The sequence below is a fragment of the Candidatus Clostridium stratigraminis genome, from assembly GCF_045310675.1.
Taxonomy (GTDB): Bacteria; Bacillota; Clostridia; order Clostridiales; family Clostridiaceae; genus Clostridium_AT; species Clostridium_AT stratigraminis.
This window is the reverse complement of record NZ_JBJHZZ010000004.1, coordinates 18,093-43,511: the sequence shown is the minus strand read 5'-3', so window position 1 is coordinate 43,511 and position 25,419 is coordinate 18,093. Positions and strand designations below refer to the sequence as shown.

General features: G+C 31.5%; 26 protein-coding genes. All 26 read left to right on the top strand.

Annotated features, from left to right (window positions below):
* Positions 1-88: 88 nt before the first annotated feature.
* The 26 genes from pyrH (at position 89) to pgsA (ending at position 25,399) form a co-directional block, all read left to right on the top strand.
* A complete protein-coding gene (gene pyrH, locus ACJDUG_RS08240) occupies positions 89-799 on the top strand; it encodes a UMP kinase (protein ID WP_406769420.1) in 711 nt (236 codons plus the stop codon).
* A 17-nt stretch (positions 800-816) separates the two neighbouring features.
* Positions 817-1,374 carry a ribosome recycling factor gene (frr, locus tag ACJDUG_RS08235; protein ID WP_406769419.1) on the top strand — a complete coding sequence of 186 codons (558 nt, stop codon included), beginning with the start codon at positions 817-819 and terminating at the stop codon, positions 1,372-1,374.
* Positions 1,375-1,543: 169 nt separating this feature from the next.
* Entirely contained in the window at positions 1,544-2,308 is a 765-nt protein-coding gene (locus ACJDUG_RS08230; RefSeq protein WP_406769604.1) for an isoprenyl transferase, read from the top strand.
* Positions 2,309-2,319: 11 nt separating this feature from the next.
* Positions 2,320-3,117: a phosphatidate cytidylyltransferase gene (locus ACJDUG_RS08225; RefSeq protein ID WP_406769418.1), complete on the top strand. Its 798-nt coding sequence runs from the start codon at positions 2,320-2,322 to the stop codon at positions 3,115-3,117.
* Positions 3,118-3,304: 187 nt separating this feature from the next.
* Positions 3,305-4,462: a 1-deoxy-D-xylulose-5-phosphate reductoisomerase gene (locus ACJDUG_RS08220; RefSeq protein WP_406769417.1), complete on the top strand. Its 1,158-nt coding sequence runs from the start codon at positions 3,305-3,307 to the stop codon at positions 4,460-4,462.
* Positions 4,463-4,473: 11 nt separating this feature from the next.
* Complete coding sequence (gene rseP / locus ACJDUG_RS08215; RefSeq protein WP_406769416.1) at positions 4,474-5,493, top strand: RIP metalloprotease RseP; 1,020 nt, start codon at positions 4,474-4,476, stop codon at positions 5,491-5,493.
* A 136-nt stretch (positions 5,494-5,629) separates the two neighbouring features.
* Positions 5,630-6,679: a flavodoxin-dependent (E)-4-hydroxy-3-methylbut-2-enyl-diphosphate synthase gene (gene ispG, locus ACJDUG_RS08210; protein WP_406769415.1), complete on the top strand. Its 1,050-nt coding sequence runs from the start codon at positions 5,630-5,632 to the stop codon at positions 6,677-6,679.
* Between the two features lie 286 nt (positions 6,680-6,965).
* Entirely contained in the window at positions 6,966-7,427 is a 462-nt protein-coding gene (gene rimP / locus ACJDUG_RS08205) for a ribosome maturation factor RimP (RefSeq protein ID WP_406769414.1), read from the top strand.
* Positions 7,428-7,440: 13 nt separating this feature from the next.
* The gene (nusA, locus tag ACJDUG_RS08200; protein ID WP_406769413.1) at positions 7,441-8,502 is read left to right on the top strand and encodes a transcription termination factor NusA; all 1,062 of its coding nucleotides are present in this window, start codon (positions 7,441-7,443) and stop codon (positions 8,500-8,502) included.
* An 8-nt stretch (positions 8,503-8,510) separates the two neighbouring features.
* On the top strand, positions 8,511-8,780 hold the full coding sequence (gene rnpM / locus ACJDUG_RS08195) for an RNase P modulator RnpM (protein WP_406769412.1): 270 nt from the start codon (positions 8,511-8,513) through the stop codon (positions 8,778-8,780).
* Entirely contained in the window at positions 8,770-9,084 is a 315-nt protein-coding gene (locus ACJDUG_RS08190) for a ribosomal L7Ae/L30e/S12e/Gadd45 family protein (protein ID WP_406769411.1), read from the top strand. Before rnpM ends, ACJDUG_RS08190 begins: the two co-directional genes overlap by 11 nt.
* Before the next feature lie 16 nt (positions 9,085-9,100).
* Positions 9,101-11,170 (top strand): translation initiation factor IF-2, encoded by a 2,070-nt coding sequence (gene infB / locus ACJDUG_RS08185; protein ID WP_406769410.1) that lies wholly within the window; start codon positions 9,101-9,103, stop codon positions 11,168-11,170.
* Between the two features lie 19 nt (positions 11,171-11,189).
* Positions 11,190-11,555 (top strand): 30S ribosome-binding factor RbfA, encoded by a 366-nt coding sequence (rbfA, locus tag ACJDUG_RS08180; protein ID WP_406769409.1) that lies wholly within the window; start codon positions 11,190-11,192, stop codon positions 11,553-11,555.
* Positions 11,542-12,501, top strand: coding sequence for a DHH family phosphoesterase (locus tag ACJDUG_RS08175; protein WP_406769408.1), 960 nt, complete (start codon positions 11,542-11,544; stop codon positions 12,499-12,501). Before rbfA ends, ACJDUG_RS08175 begins: the two co-directional genes overlap by 14 nt.
* On the top strand, positions 12,501-13,370 hold the full coding sequence (gene truB / locus ACJDUG_RS08170; protein WP_406769407.1) for a tRNA pseudouridine(55) synthase TruB: 870 nt from the start codon (positions 12,501-12,503) through the stop codon (positions 13,368-13,370). The genes ACJDUG_RS08175 and truB overlap by 1 nt, the downstream gene beginning before the upstream one ends.
* 11 nt (positions 13,371-13,381) lie before the next feature.
* Positions 13,382-14,326, top strand: a complete 945-nt coding sequence (locus ACJDUG_RS08165) for a bifunctional riboflavin kinase/FAD synthetase (protein ID WP_406769406.1) — start codon at positions 13,382-13,384, stop codon at positions 14,324-14,326.
* A 120-nt stretch (positions 14,327-14,446) separates the two neighbouring features.
* A complete protein-coding gene (rpsO, locus tag ACJDUG_RS08160) occupies positions 14,447-14,710 on the top strand; it encodes a 30S ribosomal protein S15 (protein WP_406769405.1) in 264 nt (87 codons plus the stop codon).
* A 112-nt stretch (positions 14,711-14,822) separates the two neighbouring features.
* Positions 14,823-16,937: a polyribonucleotide nucleotidyltransferase gene (locus ACJDUG_RS08155; RefSeq protein WP_406769404.1), complete on the top strand. Its 2,115-nt coding sequence runs from the start codon at positions 14,823-14,825 to the stop codon at positions 16,935-16,937.
* A 100-nt stretch (positions 16,938-17,037) separates the two neighbouring features.
* Complete coding sequence (locus ACJDUG_RS08150) at positions 17,038-18,336, top strand: M16 family metallopeptidase (protein WP_406769403.1); 1,299 nt, start codon at positions 17,038-17,040, stop codon at positions 18,334-18,336.
* The gene (gene dut / locus ACJDUG_RS08145; RefSeq protein ID WP_406769402.1) at positions 18,323-18,742 is read left to right on the top strand and encodes a dUTP diphosphatase; all 420 of its coding nucleotides are present in this window, start codon (positions 18,323-18,325) and stop codon (positions 18,740-18,742) included. Before ACJDUG_RS08150 ends, dut begins: the two co-directional genes overlap by 14 nt.
* Before the next feature lie 62 nt (positions 18,743-18,804).
* Positions 18,805-19,080, top strand: a complete 276-nt coding sequence (locus tag ACJDUG_RS08140) for a YlmC/YmxH family sporulation protein (protein WP_406764861.1) — start codon at positions 18,805-18,807, stop codon at positions 19,078-19,080.
* A gap of 12 nt (positions 19,081-19,092) precedes the next feature.
* Positions 19,093-20,292, top strand: coding sequence for an aspartate kinase (dapG, locus tag ACJDUG_RS08135; RefSeq protein WP_406769401.1), 1,200 nt, complete (start codon positions 19,093-19,095; stop codon positions 20,290-20,292).
* A gap of 112 nt (positions 20,293-20,404) precedes the next feature.
* Entirely contained in the window at positions 20,405-21,085 is a 681-nt protein-coding gene (locus ACJDUG_RS08130; protein WP_406769400.1) for a ClpP family protease, read from the top strand.
* A gap of 118 nt (positions 21,086-21,203) precedes the next feature.
* Positions 21,204-23,438: a DNA translocase FtsK 4TM domain-containing protein gene (locus ACJDUG_RS08125; protein ID WP_406769399.1), complete on the top strand. Its 2,235-nt coding sequence runs from the start codon at positions 21,204-21,206 to the stop codon at positions 23,436-23,438.
* A 94-nt stretch (positions 23,439-23,532) separates the two neighbouring features.
* Positions 23,533-24,870, top strand: a complete 1,338-nt coding sequence (gene rimO / locus ACJDUG_RS08120; RefSeq protein ID WP_406769603.1) for a 30S ribosomal protein S12 methylthiotransferase RimO — start codon at positions 23,533-23,535, stop codon at positions 24,868-24,870.
* Positions 24,854-25,399, top strand: coding sequence for a CDP-diacylglycerol--glycerol-3-phosphate 3-phosphatidyltransferase (gene pgsA / locus ACJDUG_RS08115; RefSeq protein WP_406769398.1), 546 nt, complete (start codon positions 24,854-24,856; stop codon positions 25,397-25,399). The genes rimO and pgsA overlap by 17 nt, the downstream gene beginning before the upstream one ends.
* Positions 25,400-25,419 lie beyond the last annotated feature (20 nt).

Sequence of the window (25,419 nt, the reverse complement as noted above, 5' to 3'; positions counted from 1 at the left end):
CCTTGTGTTCTCTTTTTTTAAAATAATCTTATAAATTAGAAATTATTATAAAACTATGTAATTTCTACTAAATTGGAGGTATAATTATATGGAAACCGCAAAGTATAAAAGAATAATACTAAAGCTTTCTGGCGAAGCACTTTCAGGTCAAGATAGATTTGGGATAGACTTTAATGTAGCGAAAAGGATAGCAGAAGAAATTAAAGAGCTAGCAGATTTAGGAATCGAGATTGGTGCTGTAGTTGGTGGTGGAAATATATGGCGCGGTCGGAGCGGAGCTGGAATGGATAGAACTACGGCTGACTACATGGGAATGCTGGCTACCTGCATTAACGCATTAGCTTTACAGGACTCCTTAGAGAATATCGGAGTAAATACAAGAGTTCAAACTGCCATTGAAATGCGAGAAATTGCTGAGCCTTTCATTAGAAGGAGAGCTATGAGGCACCTTGAAAAAGGCAGAGTTGTAATTTTTGCAGCCGGAACAGGTAACCCATACTTTTCTACTGATACTACTGCTGCACTTAGAGCTGCAGAAATTGAAGCCGATGCTATTTTATTAGCAAAGAAAGTTGATGGTGTCTATGATAAAGACCCATATAAATATCAGAGTGCAGTGAAATATGATGCGCTTACATATATTGAAGTTTTAGAACGTGGTTTACAAGTTATGGATTCTACTGCAACATCCCTTTGTATGGATAACAATATACCTATAATAGTTTTTGGACTTGATAAGCCAGGAAATATTAAAAGAGCAGTGCTTGGAGAAAAAATTGGTACGATCGTATCAAAATAATATAAGGAGGTATTTCTATGATTAAGGACATAATTAATGCTGCCGAAGATAAAATGAATAAAACAATTACAGTACTAAAAAAAGAGCTTGCTTCTATGAAGGCAGGAAGGGCAAATCCGCAAATTTTAGACAGAATTGAAGTTGAGTACTACGGAAGTATGATGCCAATAAATCAAGTTGCAAATATTTCAGCCCCAGAACCAAGGGTGATCCTAATCCAACCTTGGGAAAAAAGCACTTTAAAGGCAATTGAGAAAGCTATTCTAAAATCAGATTTAGGACTTACTCCTTCAAATGATGGCACTGTAATTAGATTGATTATTGCAGAATTAACTGAGGAAACTAGAAAAAATCTTGTTAAGAACGTAAAGAAAACAGGAGAAGAAGCTAAAGTTGCAGTTAGATCAATAAGAAGAGACAGCAATGATAAGGTTAAGGCTTTAAAGAAAAATAATGAGATCCCTGAAGATGATTTGAAAAAGGCTGAAGAAGATATTCAAAAGAAAACGGATGCATTTATTAAAGAAATAGATAGAATAATTGAAGTAAAAGAAACAGAAATTATGTCAGTTTAGTTTATACAAATAAAACCTGCACAATTGCAGGTTTTATTTCTAAACTAATATTTTAAAATAGGAATATTAGTAAATATATGATAGATCATAATATTTATAACTGAATTTAATTTCGCGATCTAAATATATATTATATGACTTAACATTGATAGAGAAGGAAGTAATTATGATGCTCAGGTTTTTAAAATCCAATAAAAAGAATAATACTCATGTAACTCATAACCTTGATATGAGTAGGATTCCTAAACACATAGGTATTATTATGGATGGCAATGGCAGATGGGCTAAAGAACGAAATCTGCCCAGGACATTGGGGCATAAAGCTGCAATTGAAACAATCCGTGATATAGTTAAGGAATGTAACAATTTAGGAGTGAAATATTTAACATTATATGCTTTTTCTACTGAGAATTGGGTTAGACCTATTGAAGAAGTAAACACTTTAATGAAGCTTTTGGTTGAATATTTAAGAAAAGAATTTGAAGAACTTAACTCAAATAATGTAGTTATTAACTCAATAGGTGATATATCAAAATTACCTGAAGTCTGCCAAAAAGAATTAGATAAGGCCTATTCTAATACTAAAAATAATAAGGGTCTTGTTTTAAATCTAGCTTTAAACTACGGTGGTAGAGATGATATTACAACAGCTTTTAAAAAAATATATAAAGACATTAAATTTGGAAAACTTAATGAAGACCAAATATCTGAACAACTTATTTCAAAATATTTGTATACTGCCGGAATGCCTGATCCAGACATTATTATAAGACCAAGCGGTGAATTTAGACTAAGTAATTTTTTACTCTGGCAAGCAGCATATTCAGAGTTTTGGATTTCTGATATAAAATGGCCTGATTTTAAAGTTGAGAATCTCCACCAAGCGATATACGATTATCAGCAAAGAGATAGAAGATACGGTGGAGTTAAATAAGGAGTGCATTTATGAATAAACGGTATTTAGGGGCTTTAACATTGTCACCCTTAGTTATTTTTATTTTTATTGGTGGGGTTTATTTAAAGTACTTCACTTTGCTAGTATCACTAATTGGAATGTATGAATTTTTTAATGTTATTAAGAATAAAAATATTAATGCATTAAAATCTATTGCCTATACTTCATGTATTTTATATTACATATTTTTAAATCATAACACCAATTTTCATTTAATTCTTTTAATTATTATAGCTGCTCTTTTTATAATGCTGTGTATTCCAGTTTTAAATACAAAATACAATTTTATAGATGTTTCATGTACACTATTCGGCTTTGTTTATATAGCAGTATTTTTTAGTTTCTTAGTATTAATAAATTATAAAAGTCAGGGAAACTATCTTATATGGCTTGTTTTCATTTCTTCCTGGCTTTGTGATACAACAGCTTATTATGTAGGTAGAGCCTTTGGAAAAAATAAGCTGTGCCCAAAGGTAAGTCCAAATAAAACTATTGAAGGATCTTTAGGTGGTTTGCTTGGAAGCACTATAGCCTGTGGTATACTAGGGATTGTCTTTACTCACTTTGGAGTAAGCATCCCTCTTTATCATTATATTTTAATTGGCGCTCTCTGCGGAGTTTTCTGCCAATTTGGGGATTTGACAGCTTCATCTATTAAAAGGTTAGTTAATGTTAAAGATTACAGCAACCTAATACCTGGACATGGCGGTATTTTAGATAGATTTGACAGTATTCTTTTTGCCGCTCTTGTTGTATATTATTACATTGATCTTATAATTAAACTTTAGTAAATAGTTTATATAAAACAAATTAAGCAGTATAATAATAACATATTATAGCTGCTTAATTTGTTTTATAATATAATAGTTATATTAGCTAATTAATAAAGACAGCAATATTTATGAAAATTAAAATAAGATAGTCCAATATTAATATATTTTATATTTTCATAATATATTTAAGGAGGATAATAATTTGAAATATATCAGTATATTAGGTGCAACTGGCTCTATAGGTTTACAAACAATTGATATTTTAAGACAAAACAGAAATGATTTTCAACTTTTAGGAATTTCTGCACATAAAAGCTATGATAAAGTTATAAATATAATTAATGAATTTAATCCAAAATTTGTAGCAATGACGGAAGAAATAGCCTTTAGTAAAGTAAAAGACTACTGCAGGACAAACAATTTAGATATTGAAGTAACCTTTGGAATGGATGGTCTTAATAAAATTGCTACTCTTCCTGAAGCTCATATAGTTGTAACTTCAGTTGTAGGTATGGTTGGCCTAATTCCTACTTTAAAGGCTATTAATGCAGGAAAACATATTGCCCTAGCTAATAAAGAAACATTAGTTGTTGGTGGATCACTTGTAACAGAAGCAGCAAAAAAAAATAATGTCTTATTACTGCCTGTTGATTCAGAACATGGCGCTATCTTTCAATGTCTGAGTGGCAGTAATGATAAGGAAGTTTCTAAAATTATTCTAACTGCTTCCGGTGGCCCCTTTAGAGGAAAGACCTTAAAAGAATTACAAAATGTATCTCTAAAGGAAGCATTAAATCACCCTAAATGGAAAATGGGCAGCAAAATAACTATTGATTCTGCAACACTAATGAATAAAGGTTTGGAAGTAATTGAAGCACATTGGCTGTTTAATGCATCCTATGAAAATATACAGGTTGTAGTACATCCGCAAAGTATTATACATTCTATGGTAGAATATATTGATGGAAGTGTATTAGCACAGCTAGGACCGACAGATATGAAACTTCCTATACAATATGCTCTTAATTACCCAGTAAGAAAAATTGGGGTAGTTGAAAAGCTGGACTTTTACAACCTTAGCAGTCTGACTTTTCAAAAACCTGATACTGATACCTTTAAGTGTTTAAGACTAGCTTATGAAGCTGGTAAAACAGGAGGTACAATGCCTGCTATTTTAAATGCGGCTAATGAAGCTTGTGTGAATTTATTCTTAAAGGAAAAAATAACATTTCTAAATATAGGAGATATTATAGAAGAATGTATGAATAAGTTTACTTACGTTAATAATTTTAAAATAGAAGATATTCTTGAAATTGATAAAAAAGTAAAAAGCTTTATTTTAGAAACATACGGGGATTAAGGAGGATTTTTATGATTATTATTTATATTCTGGGCGCAGTTTTAGCTTTTAGCATGCTAGTAATAGTTCATGAACTTGGCCATTTTACTTTGGCAAAACTAAATGGAGTGAAGGTTGAAGAATTTTCTCTTGGCATGGGCCCAAGGCTTTTTGGAGTAAAGGGTAAGGAAACTGAATATTTAGTTAAAGCATTTCCTATAGGCGGATATGTAAAAATGCTTGGGGAAGAGGAAAAAGTTAATGATGATAGATCTTTTTCAAGTAAATCAGCAGGAAGAAGACTTAGTATAATAGCCGCTGGTCCAATAATGAATTTTATCTTTGCAATAGTTCTTTTTTCAATAATAGGTTCAATAAGCGGTTTTGCTGTACCGGTAGTTGATAAGGTAGAGCAGGATAAGCCAGCTTATACCGCTGGGTTTATGCAAGGTGATAAAATTATTAGTATAAACAATAAAAAAATAAGTACTTGGGACGATTTCTCTACTGAGGTATATTTGGCTAACGGAGCAAATTTAAGCATTCTGATAGATAGAAATGGTACTACAAAAGAAATAAATGTGGTTCCTGCTATGGATAAGACAGAAAACAGATATATAGTTGGAATTTATCCTAAAGTTTTAAAAAATCCAGGAATAGGTAAATCTTTAACTTATGGTATTACCCAAACAGGTACCATAATTAAACAAACCTTTGGTGTACTTAAAACTTTAGTTACAGGTAAGGCTTCAGCTAACGATATAGGTGGCCCTATAACTATTTTAAAGGTTTCTACAAAAGCTGCAGAAGCAGGAATTATTCCTCTTATGGGCTTTGCTGCTCTTTTAAGTGTTCAGCTTGCAATTTTTAATATAATACCATTTCCTGCACTAGACGGAGGCTGGATTTTCATATTGTTATTTGAAATTATTACACGTAAGAAAATAGATGATAATAAAATAGGTATTGTAAATTATATAGGCTTTGCAGTTCTTATGGCACTTATGCTGCTTGTGTTTATGAAAGATATATTTTATCCTATTAAACTTTAGTACTTGATAGTGTAAGCACTTACAGCTAAAAGAAATGCGATGACGTTATAATTAATATTATCAAGCATAAAAAAGAATACATGTGGCGCAACATGAATATTTGCTACTTACAGAATAAAGAATGCGGGTGAGAAAAATGATTAGAAAAAATACAAGAAAATTTAAAATTGGTGATATATATATAGGTGGTGATTCACCTGTGACTGTACAGTCTATGACTAATACTGATACAAGAAATGTTGAAGCTACGGTTTCTCAAATTTTAGGGCTTGAGGAAGCTGGCTGTGAAATAATAAGATGTGCAGTACCAGATATGGAAGCTTCTGATGCACTTTATAAAATAGTTAAACAAATCCATATTCCACTTGTAGCTGATATTCATTTTGATTATAAGCTGGCTTTGAATTCAATAAATAATGGAGTATCAGCCTTAAGAATTAATCCAGGAAATATTGGCAACATTGAAAGAGTAAAAGCAGTTGCAGAAGCGGCAAAAGCTAAGGGGATACCCATAAGAATAGGCGTTAACTCTGGATCCGTTGAAAAAGATCTTTTAAAGACGTACGGTAAGGTCTGTCCTGAAGCTTTGGTAGAAAGTGCCTTAAGGCATGTAGATATATTAGAAAAACTTAGCTTTAATGATATAGTCATATCCATAAAATCTTCAAACGTAATCCAGATGATTGAAAGCTACAGATTAGTTTCTAGCAAGGTTAATTATCCTTTACATATAGGAGTCACTGAAGCTGGTACAATTTGGAGAGGTACAATAAAATCAAGCATTGGTATTGGCAGTCTATTAAGCGAAGGCATAGGAGATACAATTAGAGTATCTCTTACGGGTGATCCCATTGAAGAAATTAAAGTAGGTAAAGAAATATTAAAAGCAACTGGTTACAACAAAAACGGTGTAGAATTCATATCCTGCCCTACCTGCGGCAGAACTCAGATTGATTTAGTTAAAATAGCTGAAGAAGTAGAAGAAAAATTACAATATCTGAATAAACATGTAAAAGTTGCAGTTATGGGTTGTGCTGTAAATGGTCCAGGAGAAGCAAGAGAAGCAGATATTGGAATTGCAGGTGGTAATGGCGAAGGTTTAATATTTAAGCATGGTACCATTATTAAAAAGGTAAAAGAAGAAGCTTTAGTAGAAGAACTAATTAAAGAAATAGAAAATCTTTAATTAAATATGTATAAAACTTATAAAAATGGACATTTATAAATTTAGACAGTAAACCAAATTAATTAGCTCTATTTTAGTAGAAAAAGCAAATTTTTCTTGAATTTTTTAATAAATTGTGCTAATATAAGCTTGTTAGTTTTGTTATGTTTATTTCACAGTTAATTACGTCGTAAGAGTGGGTCATAAAACCCGCTTTTTCTTTTTAAACGCAACTTATGTTGCGTTTAATTTTAGGACTTTTATATTAAACGCTGTGCTAACTTATTGGTATAAAGGAGGGAATAACATGAATAATGATGCTTTAATAGAAAAACTTATTAAACTTATCACTCCAATAGTCATGGATAAAAACTTAGAACTTTATCATATTGAATATGTAAAGGAATCAGGAGAAAATTATCTTAGAATCTATATTGATAGTCCTAATGGAATTTCATTAGATGACTGCGAAAAGGTAAGCAGACCTGTTAGTGATATGTTAGATACTGAAGAGCCTATAAATGAACCCTATTATTTGGAGGTTTCTTCTCCTGGTATAGAAAGAATTTTATATACTGACTCCCATCTATCCAAATACATAGGTAGTGAAGTTCAAATAAAATTGTTAAAATTACTCGATGGTAAAAAAATCTATGAGGGAACCTTAAAGGATTATAATTCTCAAGAGGTGATTATTACCTCTGAAAATGAAAATTTTAATATACCTAAAAATAAAATTAAAACTATCAGTTTAAAAGGGGATATGTAAGGAGGTTTAAGTCATGAATGAAGAATTCATTGAAGCGCTTAAAGAAATTGTAAAAGAAAAGGGAATTAGTGAAGACCTACTTTTTGAAACTATTGAAGATGCATTGGTTGCAGCTTACAAAAAGAACTATGTAACAAATGCAACACAAAGTGTAAAAGTTACTATGAATAGGGAAAATGGCGAAATTCATGTTTACTCTCAAAAAAAAGTAGTAGAAAATGTTGAAAATGAAATAGAAGAAATTTCACTAAGTGATGCAAAAGCTATTAATCCTAAATATCAATTAGATGACATGGTTGATATTGAAGTAACTCCTAAAAAATTTGGCAGAGTTGCTGCACAAGCAGCAAAGCAAGTAGTAGTTCAGAGGATTAAAGAGGCTGAAAGAAATATCATATACAATGAATTCATTACCAAAGAATATGATATTATAACAGGATCAGTAATAAGAAAAGATAAAGGCAATGTCTTTGTAGATTTAGGTAAAATAGAAGCTGTAATAGGGCCTAATGAGCAAATGCCTGGTGAAGACTATAATTTTAATGATAAGTTAAAATTATATATTGTTGAAGTTAAAAATACTACTAAAGGCGCACAAGTAGTTGTATCTAGAACTCATCCGGGACTTGTCAAAAGACTTTTTGAATTAGAAGTACCTGAAATATATAATGGTACCGTTGAAATAAAGAGTATTGCTAGAGAGGCTGGTTTTAGAACTAAAATAGCTGTTAACTCAAATGATGAAGCCGTTGATGCTATGGGAGCTTGTGTAGGCCCTAAGGGAGTTAGAGTTCAAAATATAGTAAATGAACTAAAAAATGAAAAAATAGACATTATCAAGTGGAACAAACTCCCAGAAGTTTATATTTCTAATGCCTTAAGCCCTGCAAAAGTTATTGATATTTCCATTGATGAATCAAGTAAATCTGCTCGTGTTATAGTTGATGATAGTCAATTATCTTTAGCAATTGGTAAAGAGGGGCAAAATGTTAGATTAGCTGCTAAATTAACTGGATGGAAAATAGACATAAAGAGTAAAACACAAGCCCTTGAATTGCAAGCTCAAGAAGAGTAGGTGATTTTATGAAGGTAAAAAAAATACCTCAAAGAATGTGCACTGGTTGTATGGAAATGAAGCCTAAAAAAGAACTTATTCGAGTGGTTAAAAATAAAGATAATGAGGTATCTATAGATTTAACCGGTAAAAAGCCAGGTCGTGGTGCCTATATATGTAAGAATGAGGAATGTTTAAATAAGGCTTTTAAGTCCAAGAGATTAGAGAAAAATCTAGAAATTAAAATTAGCGAAGAAATTTATAATAATTTAAAGGAAGAAATAGCTTATGAGGGATAAATTTCTTCAATTTTTAGGCATCGTTAAGAAATCTGGCAATTTAGTTGAAGGCTATAATAAATGCGAGGAAATAATTAAAAGTAATAAATTATTCCTTATAATTATTTCAGAGAACTGTTCGAGTAATACTAAAGAAAAATTTATAAGGCATTGTACCAATTGTTCTCTACCTTATGTGGAGGCATATAATAGTAAAGAATTAGGTAATGCAGTTGGAAGAGATGAAATTAATATACTAGGAGTAACAAATAAAAATATGAGTGATAATCTTATACTTCAGTTAAAAGAGCAAAGTACAATTTAAACCTGGGGGTGAATATATGTCAAAAATAAGAGTTTATGAATTGGCAAAAGAATTAGATATTTCCAGTAAGGATTTAATAACCTTACTTTTTGAAGAATTTAATATAACAGTAAAAAATCACATGAGTGTAATTGAAGATGAAGATGCTGAATTAATTAAGGAATTGTTTGCAGAGAATAAGAAGGCATCATCAGTTAAGGATGGCGCTTTAGACACTGAAGAAGATATAATTGAAAAATATGAAGACCTTGCAGAAGAGAAGATTAAGGTTAAGAAAAATAAAAAGAAGTCTAAAGACCAAGATGAAAAAGAAATAGGCGCAGAAGAAGCAGATGAAATAATTGAAATAGGCGAAACTATTACAGTTAAAGAATTAGCTGAAAAATTTAATAAACCTACAACTGAGGTAATTAAGCAGCTTATATTTTGTGGTGTAATGGCAGCTATTAATCAAGAGATAGATTTCAATACAGCTGAAAAAGTTGCCGAAAAGTTTAATATTTCAATAATAAAAAAAGAAGTAGAGTTAGTTAAAGTTGAAGCAGAGGAAGACATAGAAGAAGATTTAGATGCTGTAAAAAGACCGCCAATAGTTACAGTTATGGGTCACGTAGACCATGGTAAAACTTCCTTACTAGATGCTATAAGAAAGGCAAGAGTAACAGAAACAGAAGCTGGTGGTATTACTCAGCACATAGGTGCCTACACTGTAACTATTAATGAAGAAAAGATTACTTTTCTAGATACTCCTGGACATGAAGCCTTTACAGCAATGAGAGCTCGTGGCGCTCAGATTACGGACATTGTTGTATTAGTTGTTGCTGCTGATGACGGAGTTATGCCTCAGACAAAAGAAGCTATAAACCACTGCAAAGCAGCTAATGTACCAATGATTGTAGCTATTAACAAAATGGATAGACCAGGTGCAAATATAGATAGAGTTAAGCAAGAACTTACTGAATACGGCTTAGTTGCTGAAGACTGGGGCGGTGATACAATATGTGTACCAGTATCAGCTCATACTAAAGAAGGTATAGATAGTTTACTTGAAATGATACTTTTACAAGCTGAGATCCTTGAACTTGTTGGTAACCCAAATAGAAATGCAAAAGGAACAGTAGTAGAAGCTAAGCTGGATAAAGGTAGAGGTGCCGTAGCAACACTTCTGGTTCAAAACGGAACTTTACATGTAGGAGATTCAATACTTGTAGGTAATACTTACGGCAGGATTAGGGCTATGTTTGACGATAAAGGAAAAAAGATAAAATCTGCAGGTCCATCTATACCAGCTGAAATTCTAGGTTTATCAGAAGTTCCAGCTGCAGGTGATAAGTTTAATGTAACTAAGGATGAGAAAACAGCAAGGGCTATGGCAGAAAAAAGACTTCAAAAGCAAAGGGCTGAGCATTTGCAATCTTCAAATAAGGTTTCCTTGGAAGACCTTTACAGCCAGATTCAAGAAGGAAAGGTTAAAGAGCTTGATATAATAGTAAAAGCAGATGTTCAAGGTTCTGTAGAAGCTATCAAGCAATCCTTTGAAAAATTATCAACAGACAATGTAAAGGTAAGATTAATTCATGGTGATGTAGGTGCAATTACTGAATCTGATATTATCTTAGCTACTGCTTCTAATGCCATAGTTATTGGATTTAATGTAAGACCAGATACAAATGCTGCTAATCTTGCTGAAAAAGAAAAGGTTGAAATTAAAACTTATAGAGTTATCTACGATGCTATTGAAGATATTAAAAAAGCAATGATAGGAATGTTAGACCCTGAATATAAAGAATTAATTTTGGGTAAGGCAGAAGTTAGAATGACATATAAAATTTCAAATATAGGCACTATTGCTGGCTGCTATGTACTAGATGGTAAAATTGTAAGAAACAGCAGTGTACGTGTAATTAGAGATGGAATTGTAATTTTCGAATCTGCTTTGGCATCTTTAAAGCGATTTAAAGACGATGCAAAAGAGGTTAACCAAGGTTATGAGTGTGGTTTAAGTGTTGAAAAGTATAATGATCTAAAAGATGGAGACATAATTGAGTGCTACACAATGGAAGAAATAAAACCAAAGCAATTATAATTAAGTAGGAGATGGTTTTATGGCTAAATATAGAAGTGGTAGAATTAATGAAGAAATTAAAAGAGAACTTAGTAATATTATTCGAGATGACATTAAGGATCCTAGATTAACTGCTATGGTTAGTGTAACAAAAGTTGATGTAACAAAAGATTTAAGATATGCTAAAGTATTTGTAAGTATTTTCGGCAAGGAAGATGAGAAAAAAGATACACTTACTGCCTTAAAAAGCTCAACTGGTTTCATGAGAAAAGAAATTGGGCAAAGAGTTAATCTAAGGCATACACCTGAAGTTATTATAGAACTTGACAATACAATAGAACATGGCATGCATATAGATGCCCTGCTTGAAAGTATAAAGGAGAAATCTTCTCATGATAATAAATAAGGTTATTAAATCCATACTTGAAAGCAAAAAAATAGGTATATCCTTTCATGCCTCTCCCGATGGTGATTCCATCGGGAGCTCTCTTGGACTAATGCAAGGCTTAATGAAACTTAATAAAGAGGTTTATATCCTATGCGATGATAAAGTACCAGAAGTATATGGCTATTTACCTTGTATTAAAAGTATTATTAATGCCTCCAGCACTATTAAAGATGGTACTGATTGTATAATAATTTTAGATTGTGGAAGCTATGACAGGATTTCTGTTAACTTAAGTGAATTCCCTAAAAACTACTATCTAATAAACGTGGATCATCATATAACAAATGAACTATACGGTGACATAAATTTTGTTAACACACGTGCCTCTGCAGTAGGTGAAATAGTTTATAATATACTTAAAGAACTTAAGGTAAAAATAGATGAAAATATAAGCTTATGTCTTTATACTTCCATAGTAACTGATACTGGTGGTTTTAAATATTCTAATACAACTACTGAAACCCACAATATCATTGGAGAATTAATTAAAACCGGTATTAACTTTAGTGAAGTTCATAGATTAATTTTTGAAAACAAGAAATATGAAAGAGTTAAGCTATATGGCAGCGTAATTAATTCCATGTACCTTACACATAAAGATAAAATTTGTGTTATGAAACTTACGAGTGATTTACTAAATGATTTTTCAAATAAAGCTTCTGATACTTCAGATATTATTTCAATAGGTATGGAAATAGATACAGTTGAAGTAGCTATATTATTAAAGGAAATGTCTGAAGGAGTAAAAATTAGTTTAAGATCAAAGTCAATTGTTGATGTTAGAAAAATAGCTGAAGCCTTCGGTGGTGGTGGACATACTCGTGCTTCGGGCTTATCCATAGATAAAAATATAACTGAGGTTGAAAAAATTATATTAAATGCTGTTGAAAATGAGTTGGTATAATGGATGGAATAATAAATGTATATAAACCCTTAGGTGTAACTTCTTTTGATGTTGTTAAAAAAGTTATGAAATTAGCTAAAACGAAAAAAGTTGGTCATACTGGGACTTTAGACCCTCTTGCAGCTGGCGTGCTGCCAATTTGTATTGGACGTGCAACTAAAATAGTTGATTATATTATGTCTGAGAATAAGATGTATGTAGCAGACCTAATGCTTGGAATTAAAACTGACACCTATGATAGAGAAGGAACTATACTTAAAAAAAATGAAGTTAATTTATCAAATGATGAAATAATAGATGTAATAAATACTTTTATAGGTAACACTATGCAAGAGCCTCCAATGTATTCGGCTATAAAAATTAATGGTAAAAGGCTGTATGAGCTTGCTAGAAAAGGTATGGTTGTAGAACGTGAAAAAAGGCCTATAAGTATTTATGATCTTAATATTTTAGATATAAATTTACCCTTGATTAGGTTTAAGGTTACCTGCTCTAAAGGAACCTATATACGTAGTTTATGTAATGATATAGGTGATAAGCTTGGGGTAGGCGGTACCATGTGGAATCTAGAGAGAATTCAAACTGGACAGTTTAAAAAAGTTAATTCCCATGCTTTAGAGGAATTAACCTCTGAAAATTTAGAAAGCTTGCTTACTCCTATAGATGTAGCATTGGAATCCTATGATAAACTTATATTCTCCTGTAAACATGAAAATTTGCTGCTTAATGGAGTTAAAATCAATAATCCTTATATAATCGATAAAATTGACTTTAATAAATTATTTAGAGTTTATATAGATAATTCTAAGTTTATAGGCCTAGGGAAAAGGGATGAATTTGGATTTAAAGTTGTAAAATTATTAGTTTAGGAGCCTAACTTATGATAATAATAGAAGATAATTTTAATATAAAGCTAAATTATAAAACCTATATAGCTCTTGGAAGCTTCGATGGTTTACACATGGGGCACATGGGACTAATCAATAAGACTATTGAATTATCTAAAAAAAATAATGTAAAAAGTATGGTGTGTACCTTTAAAAACCATCCCTTAAACATTATTAGCAAATCAAAAGCACCTAAGTTAATAATGGATAATGATATAAAACTAAAGTTATTAGAAAGTTTACAGGTTGACATTGTAAATCTAGTAAACTTTAATAACGATTATATGAAAATTTCACCTGAAGACTTTATTATTAATATGATTAAGCATTATAATGTTCAAGGACTTATTGTTGGATTTAATTATAGATTTGGGTTTAAGAATACTGGTGATATTAAATTATTAAAAAAGTACAGCAAAAAATTGGGTTTTGAGCTTTATGTAATTGATTCAGTAACTTATGAAAATGAAGTTGTTAGCAGTTCGCGAATAAGAACCTTGATTCATGATGGTAAAATAACTGAAGCAAATAATATGCTTATAAAGCCGTTTATGTTAAAGGGTACTGTTGCTAGAGGGAAACAGCTTGGCAGAAAACTTGGTTTCCCAACTGCAAACCTTAATTATGACGAAAGTTTTATACTGCCCAAAAATGGAGTTTACGCTACTTTAGTAGAATATAAAAACTGTTTTTATAAGGGCATGACAAGTGTAGGGGTAAATCCTACGGTTCAGCTGAAAACTAAAACTATATTTATTGAAACTTATATTTTAGATTTTGATAAGAACATCTATGGTGAAGACATAAAAATATATTTTATTAAAAGAATGAGAGATGAAATTAAATTTAATTCCTTAGAGGAACTTATTGAGCAGCTTACAAAGGATAGATCTTTTGTAGAAAACGTAAAAATAGAAAATTTTACAGATAAATGCTAAAAAATAATTTACAATATATTTTTTATTTGTTATAATAACATTCGTGAACCTTAATCTATGAATTGCGAATTGCCAACGTAATGCCTGGATTAAAGGGCCTAATTTTTGGAGGTGTATATAATGGAAAAGGCAACAAAACTAGAAATTATCGAAAAATTCAAAAGACACGAAGGGGATACAGGTTCTCCAGAAGTGCAGATAGCTCTTCTTTCAGACAGAATCAGCCACTTAACTGAACATTTAAAAGAGCACAAGAAGGATCACCACTCAAGAAGAGGTCTTCTTATGATGGTAGGTAAAAGAAGAGGTCTTTTAAATTATTTAATGAAAGAAGATATTCAAAGATATCGTGATATTGTTGAAAAACTTGGATTAAGAAGATAATGAAGAGCGGGTCAACTCCGCTCTATTATTTTAAATTTATTAGACTAATATTTTATAATATATAAATTTAGGTAAATACTAATATTAGTGAACTTTGAAAGGAGGTAAATATATGAGTAATGTTTTAGAAACTAAAATTGCTGGAAGAACTTTAAAAATAGATCATGGCAAGGTTGGAGCGTTATCCGACTGCGCATTACTTGTTAGCTATGGCGATACAGTTATACTTGTAAATGTAAATGCCTCTGCTAAACCTAGAGATGGTATAGACTTTTTTCCTTTAAGTGTTGAATATGAAGAAAGACTATATTCCGTAGGTAAAATTCCTGGAGGATTTATAAAAAGGGAGGGCAGACCTTCTGAAAATGCAATACTGCACGGTCGAGCAATAGACAGATCTCTTAGACCTCTTTTCCCAAAAGGCTATAGAAATGATGTTCAGGTTATATGTACTGTTCTATCAGTAGAGTCAGACAATACCCCTGATATATTAGCAGTAAATGCTGCTTCAACAGCTTTATGCATGTCTAGTATTCCATTTTCTGATCCAGTAGCCGCTGTTTCAATAGGTCTAATTGATGGGAACTTCATTACAAATCCTACTGCTATTCAAAGAGAAAAAAGCAGTATGAATTTAACTGTTTGCAGTACAAAAGATCAAGTTATCATGATAGAAGCTGGTGGTGATGAAATACCAGAGGAAGTTATGTATAATGCCATTTTATTTGGATTTGATGAATGTCAAAAAGTTATAAGTTTCCAAGAAGAAGCCGTAATGAAATTTGGTAAAGAAAAGAAAGTACCAGAATTTTATAAAATACCAGAAAATATAGAAACAGAAGTAAAAGAATTTTCCTTTGAAATAATAAAGGAAGCTATGTACATAACTGATAAGGATAAGAGAAACTTAGCTATAGACGAAGCTAAAGCTAAGATTTCTGAAGCATTTTCTGAGAAGTATCCTGATAATGCTGCTGATATAGCGGAAATAACTTACAAATTACAAAAGCAAATAGTAAGAAATATGGTACTTAATGATAAGAGAAGACCTGATGGAAGAATGTTTGATCAGGTTAGACCTTTAGGATGCGAGGTTTCATTATTACCAAGAACTCATGGCACAGGTCTTTTTACAAGAGGCTTAACTCAAGTAATGACTGTTGCAACCATTGGCGCTCTTGGAGAAGTTCAAATATTAGATGGTCTTGGTGATGAAGAATTTAAGAGATATATTCATCATTATAATTTCCCTTCCTATAGTGTTGGTGAAGTAAAACCTTTAAGAGGACCTGGAAGAAGAGAAATAGGGCATGGTGCTTTAGCAGAAAAAGCTTTAGAGCCATTAATACCTTCAGAAGAAGAATTCCCATATACAATCCGATTAGTTTCTGAAGTGCTAAGTTCAAATGGTTCTACCTCACAAGCAAGTATCTGCGCAAGTACTTTAGCATTACTTGATGCAGGTGTCCCAATTAAAAGACCTGCCGCTGGAATAGCTATGGGACTCGTAACAAGCGAAGATTTATCACAAGAAGAAATACTTACAGATATTCAAGGCATTGAAGACTTCTTTGGAGACATGGACTTTAAGGTTGCCGGAACTGTAAATGGAATTACAGCAATACAAGTAGATACAAAACTTCATGGTCTTTCTAAAAATGTTATTAAAAAAGCTATAGATGATGCTAGAAAAGCTAGACTATTTATATTAGAGAAAATAAATGCTTGTATTCCTGAAGCTAGAAAAGAATTATCTCCTTATGCACCTAGAGCTTACACTATGACCATAGACCCTGAGAAAATTAGGGATGTTATTGGAACTGGTGGAAAGACTATTAATAAGATAATAGCTGAAACTGGTGTAAAGATAGATATAAATGATGATGGAAAGATATTTGTTATGTCAAATGATGGTCCTAGTGCTCAAAGAGCATTAAAAATCATTGATGATTTAACAAGAGATGTTAAGCCAGGAGAAATTTATCTTGGAAAAGTAACTAAAATTGCTAACTTTGGCTGTTTTGTAGAAATACTTCCTGGTAAGGAAGGTCTTGTTCATATATCAAAGCTTGACTTTGCTAGAGTAAATAAAGTTGAAGACATTGTTTCAGTTGGAGATGAAATATTAGTTAAGGTTACAGAAATAGATAACCAAGGACGAATAAATCTTTCAAGAAAAGATGCTATAAAAGACTCAGAAAGCGAAGAAGTTGAAGTTGAAAAATAGAAGGGCATCACTGCCTTTTTATTTTTTGCAAGTAATTGAATAAATTACTATTTATTTTGACTATAAAAAATACCAGCATGAGGAATAACAGGAGGATAAGATGTATAATATTTTTACATTAGATAACGGATTAAGAGTTGTAGTTGAAGATATAAAATATGTTAATTCAATAAGTGTTGGTGTTTGGATAGAAAACGGCTCAAGAAACGAAGATTTAATAAATAATGGTATTTCACACTTTATAGAACATATGTTTTTTAAGGGCACAAATAACAGAACTGCTAAGCAAATAGCAGAGGAAATAGAAGATGTTGGCGGGCAGATAAATGCTTTTACAGGAAAAGAGGCAACCTGCTTTTATATTAAAGCACTTGATTCTCATTTAGAACTTTCTATGGATATTTTGTCAGATATGCTTTTTAACAGCAAATTTTCACCTGAGGATATAGAAAAAGAAAAAGGCGTTGTTATTGAAGAAATAAATATGAGTGAGGATCAGCCTGAAGATGTGCTGTCTGATTTACACAGTGAGGCTATATGGGAAAAAGACTCTATTTCGCTTCCAATACTTGGTACCTCCGAAACTGTAGGCTCATTTTCTAGAGAACAAATTTTAGATTACATTTCGAAGTACTATATACCTGAAAAAGCTGTAATCTCAATTTCAGGTAATGTGAATTTAAATTATGCTGAATCCTTAGTAGATAAGTTTTTTGGTAATTGGAATAATAAATCACACCTTATAACTGACTATTCAAAGCCAGCTATATATAGAAATCATCTATATAAGTTCAAAGATATTGAGCAGCTTCATATAAGCCTTGGTCTACATGGTTTAGAAACTGGAAATGAAGACATTTATGGTCTGCTTTTACTTAACAATATGTTAGGCGGCGGTGCCTCTTCAATTTTATTTCAAAAGATCAGAGAAGAAAGAGGCCTATGCTATACCATTTATTCCTATCTTTCATCTTTTATGAATACTGGTGTTCTTAGCATATACACCGGGTTAAATTCGAAATATGCGCTGGAAGTTATAGATTTGATCAATGATGAGCTTTATAATTTTACTAAACAGGATATTGGTGAAGAAAAGCTTTTAAAATTAAAAGAGCAGTTAAAGGGAAATTATATTTTGGGTCTAGAAAGTACTAGCAGTAGGATGTTTAGTAATGGCAAATCCGTATTATTTTTAAATAAGATTAATAAGCCAGTAGATATTATTAATAAAATAGATGCTGTAACTATAAATGATCTTATGGATATTATGAATAAAACATTTACGAAAGGTATCCAAAATTCTGCCTTTGTTGGTCAGGGGATAACTATGGATGCAGTCATAAATAAAATAGAAGGTGATACAATTGCTTTTAAAAATAAAAAAAGTGAAAGAATTTAAAAACTTACCAACTCCAAGTTATATGACAATAGGTTCTGCAGGAATGGACTTATACGCAGCTATAGATGAGCCAATAACATTAAAAACACTTGAAAGAGTAACCTTGCCTACAGGAATATGCATAGAGCTTCCAAAAGGTTATGAGGCTCAAATAAGACCCCGCAGCGGCCTCGCCTCTAAACACGGCATCACTCTCCTAAATTCCCCAGGAACAATTGATTGGGATTATCGTGGAGAAATAAAAATAATATTAATAAATTTAAGTTCAGAGGAGTTTACAATTAATAAAGGTGATAGAGTTGCACAAATGGTCATTAATAAAATTGTAACGCCAATAATAGAAATTGTTGAGGAAGTTACAGAAACTACTCGAGGCTCAAATGGTTTTGGCTCTACAGGAGTATAGTAATAAACTATTCGTACCTTTCATATATTTTATTAAAAAGATGAAAGGTACGGTGAACTATAATGAACGATAATATAAAATACTATAGTGAAATGGAAAGATATGAAATAATTAACATCAATGATGGTGAGAAGTATAATTACTTATCTAATAATGATATTGTTATTGATGAGAAAGGAAACCTAAAGTTTCTAATTCTTAATGATTCTAAAACAAGGTTCGGTTTTTTTGGTGGAAATGAATTCATTGAAGTCCCATGGGATTATGTCAAAAAAATTGGCTCTAAAACTATAATTATTGATGTAGATGAAAGTGTACTTAAAAAGACGAGGGCTTAATGGAGGTTTTACATGAAAATCTTGATACAAAAATTTGGTGGTACATCAGTATCAACCCATGAAAGAAGATTATTAGTAGTTAAAAAGATAATTAGTGCCATAGAAGAAGGTTATAGTCCTATAATAGTTGTTTCTGCTATGGGTAGAGCTGGTGAACCCTATGCAACAGACACCTTATTATCTTTAGTTCATAAAGATTTTAGAGATAAAAATCCTTTAGCATTAGATTTACTTATGAGTTGTGGAGAGCTAATAAGCTCGGTTGTACTTTGTGATGAACTTAGTAAATCCGGATTAGACCCCATTCCTTTAACTGGTGGACAATCTGGAATAATTACAGACTCAAATTTTAATAATGCCAATTTATTAAGAGTAGATACAAATAAACTTTTAAATATTTTAAACCAAAGGAAAGTACCAGTTATAACTGGTTTTCAAGGAAGCACTGAAGATGGCTATATAACAACCTTAGGTAGAGGCGGAAGCGATGTTACAGCCTCAATTTTAGGTGTAGCTCTAAATGCTGAGGAAATTCAAATATATACTGATGTAGATGGTATCATGACTGCAGATCCTAGAATTGTTTCAGACGCAACCTTAATTAAGGAAATTAGCTATAATGAAGTTTTTCAATTTGCTGACCAAGGAGCTAAAGTAATACATCCTAGGGCAGTTAATATAGCTATGAAGGGCAATATACCTTTAGTCATAAAGAACACCTTAAACAACTGTGAGGGAACTACAATTAATAGTATTGGGGCAATAGAAGATGATGGTATAATCACTGGAATAACACATATGAGCTCAAGAGTTCAAATTCAGGTAAAACTTCAAGATAATGATTTAAATGATAAATACTATGAAATTCTAGATTTGCTGGCTCAAAATTTAATTAGTATTGATTTAATAAATGTATTTCCTAACGAAAATATATTTACTATTGACAAAAAAGATATGAATAAATTCATCGATATAATGAATAATCATAAATTAAAGTTTTATTCTATTAATGAATGCAGTAAAATAGCTTTAATAGGAAGCAGAATCAGAGGTGTGCCAGGTGTTATGGCAAGAGTGTTAAAGGCTCTAACAAAGGCTAATATTGAGGTACTACAAACTGCTGATTCTCATACAACAATTTGGTGTTTAGTTGAAACAAAAAATACTGAAAATGCGATTAACGCGCTCCATAAAGAATTTAATTTAGGATAAAATTAATACATGTATATATAGAGTTTCCTAGGTAAAACTAAGTTTAAGGATATCCAAATTTTACGAACAAATATTTCATATAATTGGATTTCTAAACCTAGGAGGTATGTATATGTCAGAAGAAATGGAAAATAAGGAATTAGAAAATATAAAGGATCTTGGTGTGCAAAATATTCCTAAGAATGACGAAAGAATTCAAATACTCCCTATAATTGGTCAAATTGAAGGTCATCAAATGCTGCCACCCCAAACCAAAGCCACAAAATATGAGCACCTTATTCCACAGCTAATAGCCATAGAGACTAATAAAAATGTTGAAGGTATTCTAATAATCTTAAATACAGTAGGAGGAGACGTGGAAGCAGGTCTTGCCATATCTGAAATGATTAACAGCATTACTAAACCAACTGTATCTTTAGTAATAGGCGGAGGTCATTCTATAGGTGTTCCATTAGCAACATCAGCTAGTTTTTCCTTTATATCTCCATCAGCAACTATGATTGTTCATCCTATTAGGATGAATGGACTCATAATAGGAGTTCCTCAAACCTTCGAATACTTTAATAAAATGCAGGAAAGAATAAATGAATTTATTACTAGAACAAGTAAAATTAATAAAGTAACATTAAAAAAGCTTATGAGTGAAACTGACAATTTATTAAATGATATGGGAACCATTCTTATAGGAAATCAAGCTGTTGAATATGGTTTAATAGACAAAGTTGGCGGCATAAGTGATGCGTTAAAAAAACTTGATGAATTAATTGATGCTAAAAAAGAAACTTCAAAATAATCATAGGTTTACTCCTATGATTATTTTTTTAGAAAATCTATAAAAGGAAAATCAAAAATAATGTAGAATATAAAATATGGAACGAGGAAAAGGTTTTGTACAGGTAGGAGGGAATAAGTTGGCTAAAAAAAGTTCAAAGACAAGTATTAACAATGATATTTTAGGTTTATTTTATATTACTATAGGAATTCTTTCAGTATTTAGTGTTTTTTCGTCTAATACAGCAGGTATAATTGGCAGAGTTACAAGAAAATTTTTGATTGGTATGTTAGGCTTAGGTGCTTATTTATTTCCTTTCTTTATAATATTCATTGGTTTTTGCCTAATTATAAAAAAGGGAAATATTAATTTTAATAAAAAGTTTTATGGAATACTTTTACTATTAATAAATACTCTCTTATTAATTCAAATAGCAAATATGGAACCTTACTATAATTCCGAAAATGTTATGGATGGCATCTCTAAAATATATAATTCTGGCAGTATTATGCACGGTGGTATCATAAGTTATATAATTGATATTCCTTTAATAAAGTTGTTTGGTTTTATAGGAAGTTATGTAATATTTATTGCACTATATATAGTATCTTTTATTTTAATTTGGAAATTATCACTTTATGAGATAATAACAAAATTAAACTTTGATAAAGCTATCATTAAAAAAGATAAGGAGGAGAGACCTGCAAAGGATAATACTGAGGCTGCTGTTAATTCCTTAATAGCTTATGACTCAAATAAAGAAAATTATATTAAAAAACTAAACAATAAAATTAAAATAATTGATTTTATGAAATCTTCTGAAGAACCAGTGGAAAGCCCTAAGGAAATTGCAGTAGAAGACAACACTTCTGAAAACTTAAACCGTGAGCTAGAGGACGAAATTAATAAACATTCCTTAGATGTTGATTTGGAATATTTATATCCTACTACAGATCTCCTTAATGTAAACACTTTATCTAGGCTTAATAAAGAAGATAAAAAAGAACTTATAAGTAATGCAAGTAAGCTAGAAGAGACCTTGAATAGTTTCGGTGTGGATGCTAAGGTAGTTCAGGTTACTAAGGGGCCATCGGTTACAAGGTTCGAAATTCAACCAAGTGCAGGTGTAAAGGTAAGTAAAATTGTTAACCTTTCCGATGATATTGCCTTAAGTCTTGCTGCTTCTGGTGTAAGAATGGAAGCTCCTATACCAGGTAAGTCAGCAGTAGGAATCGAAGTTCCTAATAAAGAACTCACACCTGTATTTTTAAGAGAAGTACTAGAATCATCTGAATTTACTGGTTCTAATAAAAATCTTTCTTTCGCCTTAGGGAAAGATATAGCTGGTGCCTGTGTAGTTTCCGATTTAACTAAAATGCCTCATATGCTTATAGCAGGTGCTACTGGTTCTGGTAAAAGTGTGTGCATAAACACCCTTATAATAAGTCTTTTATATAAATATTCCCCAGAAAACGTGAAGCTACTCATGATAGATCCTAAAGTTGTAGAATTAAGCGTATACAATGGGATTCCACATCTTCTTATACCAGTTGTAACTGATCCTAAAAAAGCTTCTGCAGCACTTAACTGGGCTGTAAATGAAATGACCAGAAGATATAAGCTGTTTGCTGATAATAATGTTAGAAATATTGAAGGCTTTAATGAACTAGTAGACAAAGGTAAACTTCAGGATAAATTGCCTTGGATAGTAATAATCGTAGATGAGCTTGCAGATTTAATGATGGTCTGCCCAAATGATGTAGAAGACTATATTGGCAGACTTGCACAAATGGCAAGGGCAGCAGGGATGCATCTTGTTATAGCAACACAAAGGCCTTCTGTAGACGTTATAACAGGTGTTATTAAGGCAAATATACCATCAAGAATATCCTTTGCTGTTTCAAGTCAAATAGACTCTAGAACAATCCTAGATTCCTCAGGTGCGGAAAAACTGCTTGGAAAGGGGGATATGCTTTTCTACCCTGTAGGTGCTCCTAAACCAATGAGAATTCAAGGAGCCTTTATATCTGAGGAAGAGGTTGAGAAAGTAGTTAACTTTATTAAGAAGCAAGAAACCTTACATGAATATAGCACTGAAATTATGGAAGAACTAAATACAACTACTAGTAATGAAGGCAGTGAGGATATAGATAGTCTTTTAAGTGAAGCAGTAAAAATTGCTGCAGATTTGGGCCAAGCTTCCACTTCTCTGCTGCAAAGAAAATTAAGAATAGGCTATAATAGGGCTGCAAGGATTATAGAACAAATGGAACAATTAGGAATTATATCAGGAAAAGATGGAAGTAAGCCAAGACAATTATTAATTGATAAAGAAAGCGCCATAAATGGAGATTATATCAATAAAAACAGTTAAAAATTGAAATATTTATAATATACCACTTGTGAATTTAAATAAAGAGATTTAAAATAACTATGTATGCATCATATTTTCGGGAGGAACATAAGTGGTGGAAAGACTAAAATTTGGAATGGTAAGCTTAGGCTGTGATAAAAACAGAATTGATTCTGAAATGGCAATTAGTAAATTAAGTAAAAAATACGATTTGGTTATAGACCCAAAAGAAGCAAATATTATACTGGTAAACACTTGTGGATTTATAGAAAAGTCCAAGCAAGAATCTATAAATACCATATTAGAAATGGCAAAGTACAAGAAGTTGCATAAATGTGACATTTTGATAGTTACTGGTTGTCTAAGTCAAAGATATAAAGAGGAACTATTTACATTAATGCCAGAAATTGATATTATGTTAGGTGTAAATAATTATGATAACCTGCTTCAAAGTATTGATGACTTTTTAGCCAGCAAAGAGAAAACCTTTAAAATTGATTATAGTGATAGTTCACTTACAGAGGGAGATCGTGTACTTACTACTGGAAAAGCTACAGCTTATTTACGAATTGGTGAGGGATGCAACAATTTTTGTACCTATTGTGTTATTCCCAAAATCAGAGGTAAATATAGAAGCAGAAAAGTGGAAGATATTTTAAAAGAAGCCTCAAGTTTAGCTAGCCAAGGTGTAGTTGAATTTATTTTGGTAGCTCAGGACACAACAATGTATGGTATTGACCTTTATGGGAAGAAGTGTTTAGACGTTTTAATAAGAGAACTATCTAAAATTGAGGGACTTAAGTGGATAAGACTATTATATTGTTATCCCGAAGAAATAACACCAGAACTTATTAATGAAATTTCTTCAAATCCTAAGGTATGCAAATATATAGATATGCCTATTCAACATATAAACAATAATGTTTTAAAGAGAATGAACAGGAGAGGCCGTAAGGAAGATATTATTACAAGTATTGTTGAAATGAGAAGAAACATACAAGGTTTAATTTTAAGAACATCCTTAATTGTTGGGTTCCCAGGAGAAACAGAAGAAGAGTTTAAAGAATTAAAAGAATTTGTAGAAAAAGTTAAATTTGATAAACTTGGTGTTTTTAAATATTCTAGAGAAGAAGATACTCCGGCAAGTAAAATGGAGGATCAAGTTTTAGAAGAAGTAAAAATTACGCGTGAAAGAGAATTAATGATTCTTCAGCAGTCAATCTCTGCTCACATAAATAGTGAGAAAGTAGGCAGAGACTATGAGGTTCTTGTTGAAGGTAAAAGCGGCGAATATTATCATGGTAGAAGCTATGAAATGGCTCCTGATATAGATGGAGAGATTTATTTTAAGAGTAATAATGAGTTAACAATTGGAACTATTACAAATGTAAAAATAACCTCAAATGAAGAATATGATTTAATGGGAGTTGAATGTAATGAATCTTGCCAATAAACTAACTCTAATACGTATATTTTTAATTCCGATATTTTTAGTTTTTGTAGCTGTAAATTCTATACCCTATGGCAAGATAATTGCAACTGCTGTTTTTGTCCTTGCTGCTCTTACAGATAAACTTGATGGCTACATAGCTAGAAGCAGGAATCAAATAACAAGGTTTGGAAAATTTATGGACCCTTTAGCTGATAAGCTGCTAGTTACAGCTGCTTTAATATCTCTAGTTGAATTTCAATTAATACCAACATGGGTTGCAGTAATTATAATTGCACGTGAATTTGCAGTTACTGGATTAAGATCATTGGCTGCAGCTGAGGGAATAGTTATAGCTGCCAGCTGGTGGGGAAAAATTAAAACTGTAATTCAAATAATTGCTATTGTATTTGCACTAATAAGTTTAAATTACAGGGGTTTATATTTTGCTGAAATTTCTAATTTAATAATGTATCTAGCAGTAATTGTCACTTTATTATCAGGATTTGATTATTTTATTAAGAATAAAGATGTAATTAGAACAGATAAATGATTAATATTTTGTAACTTGGT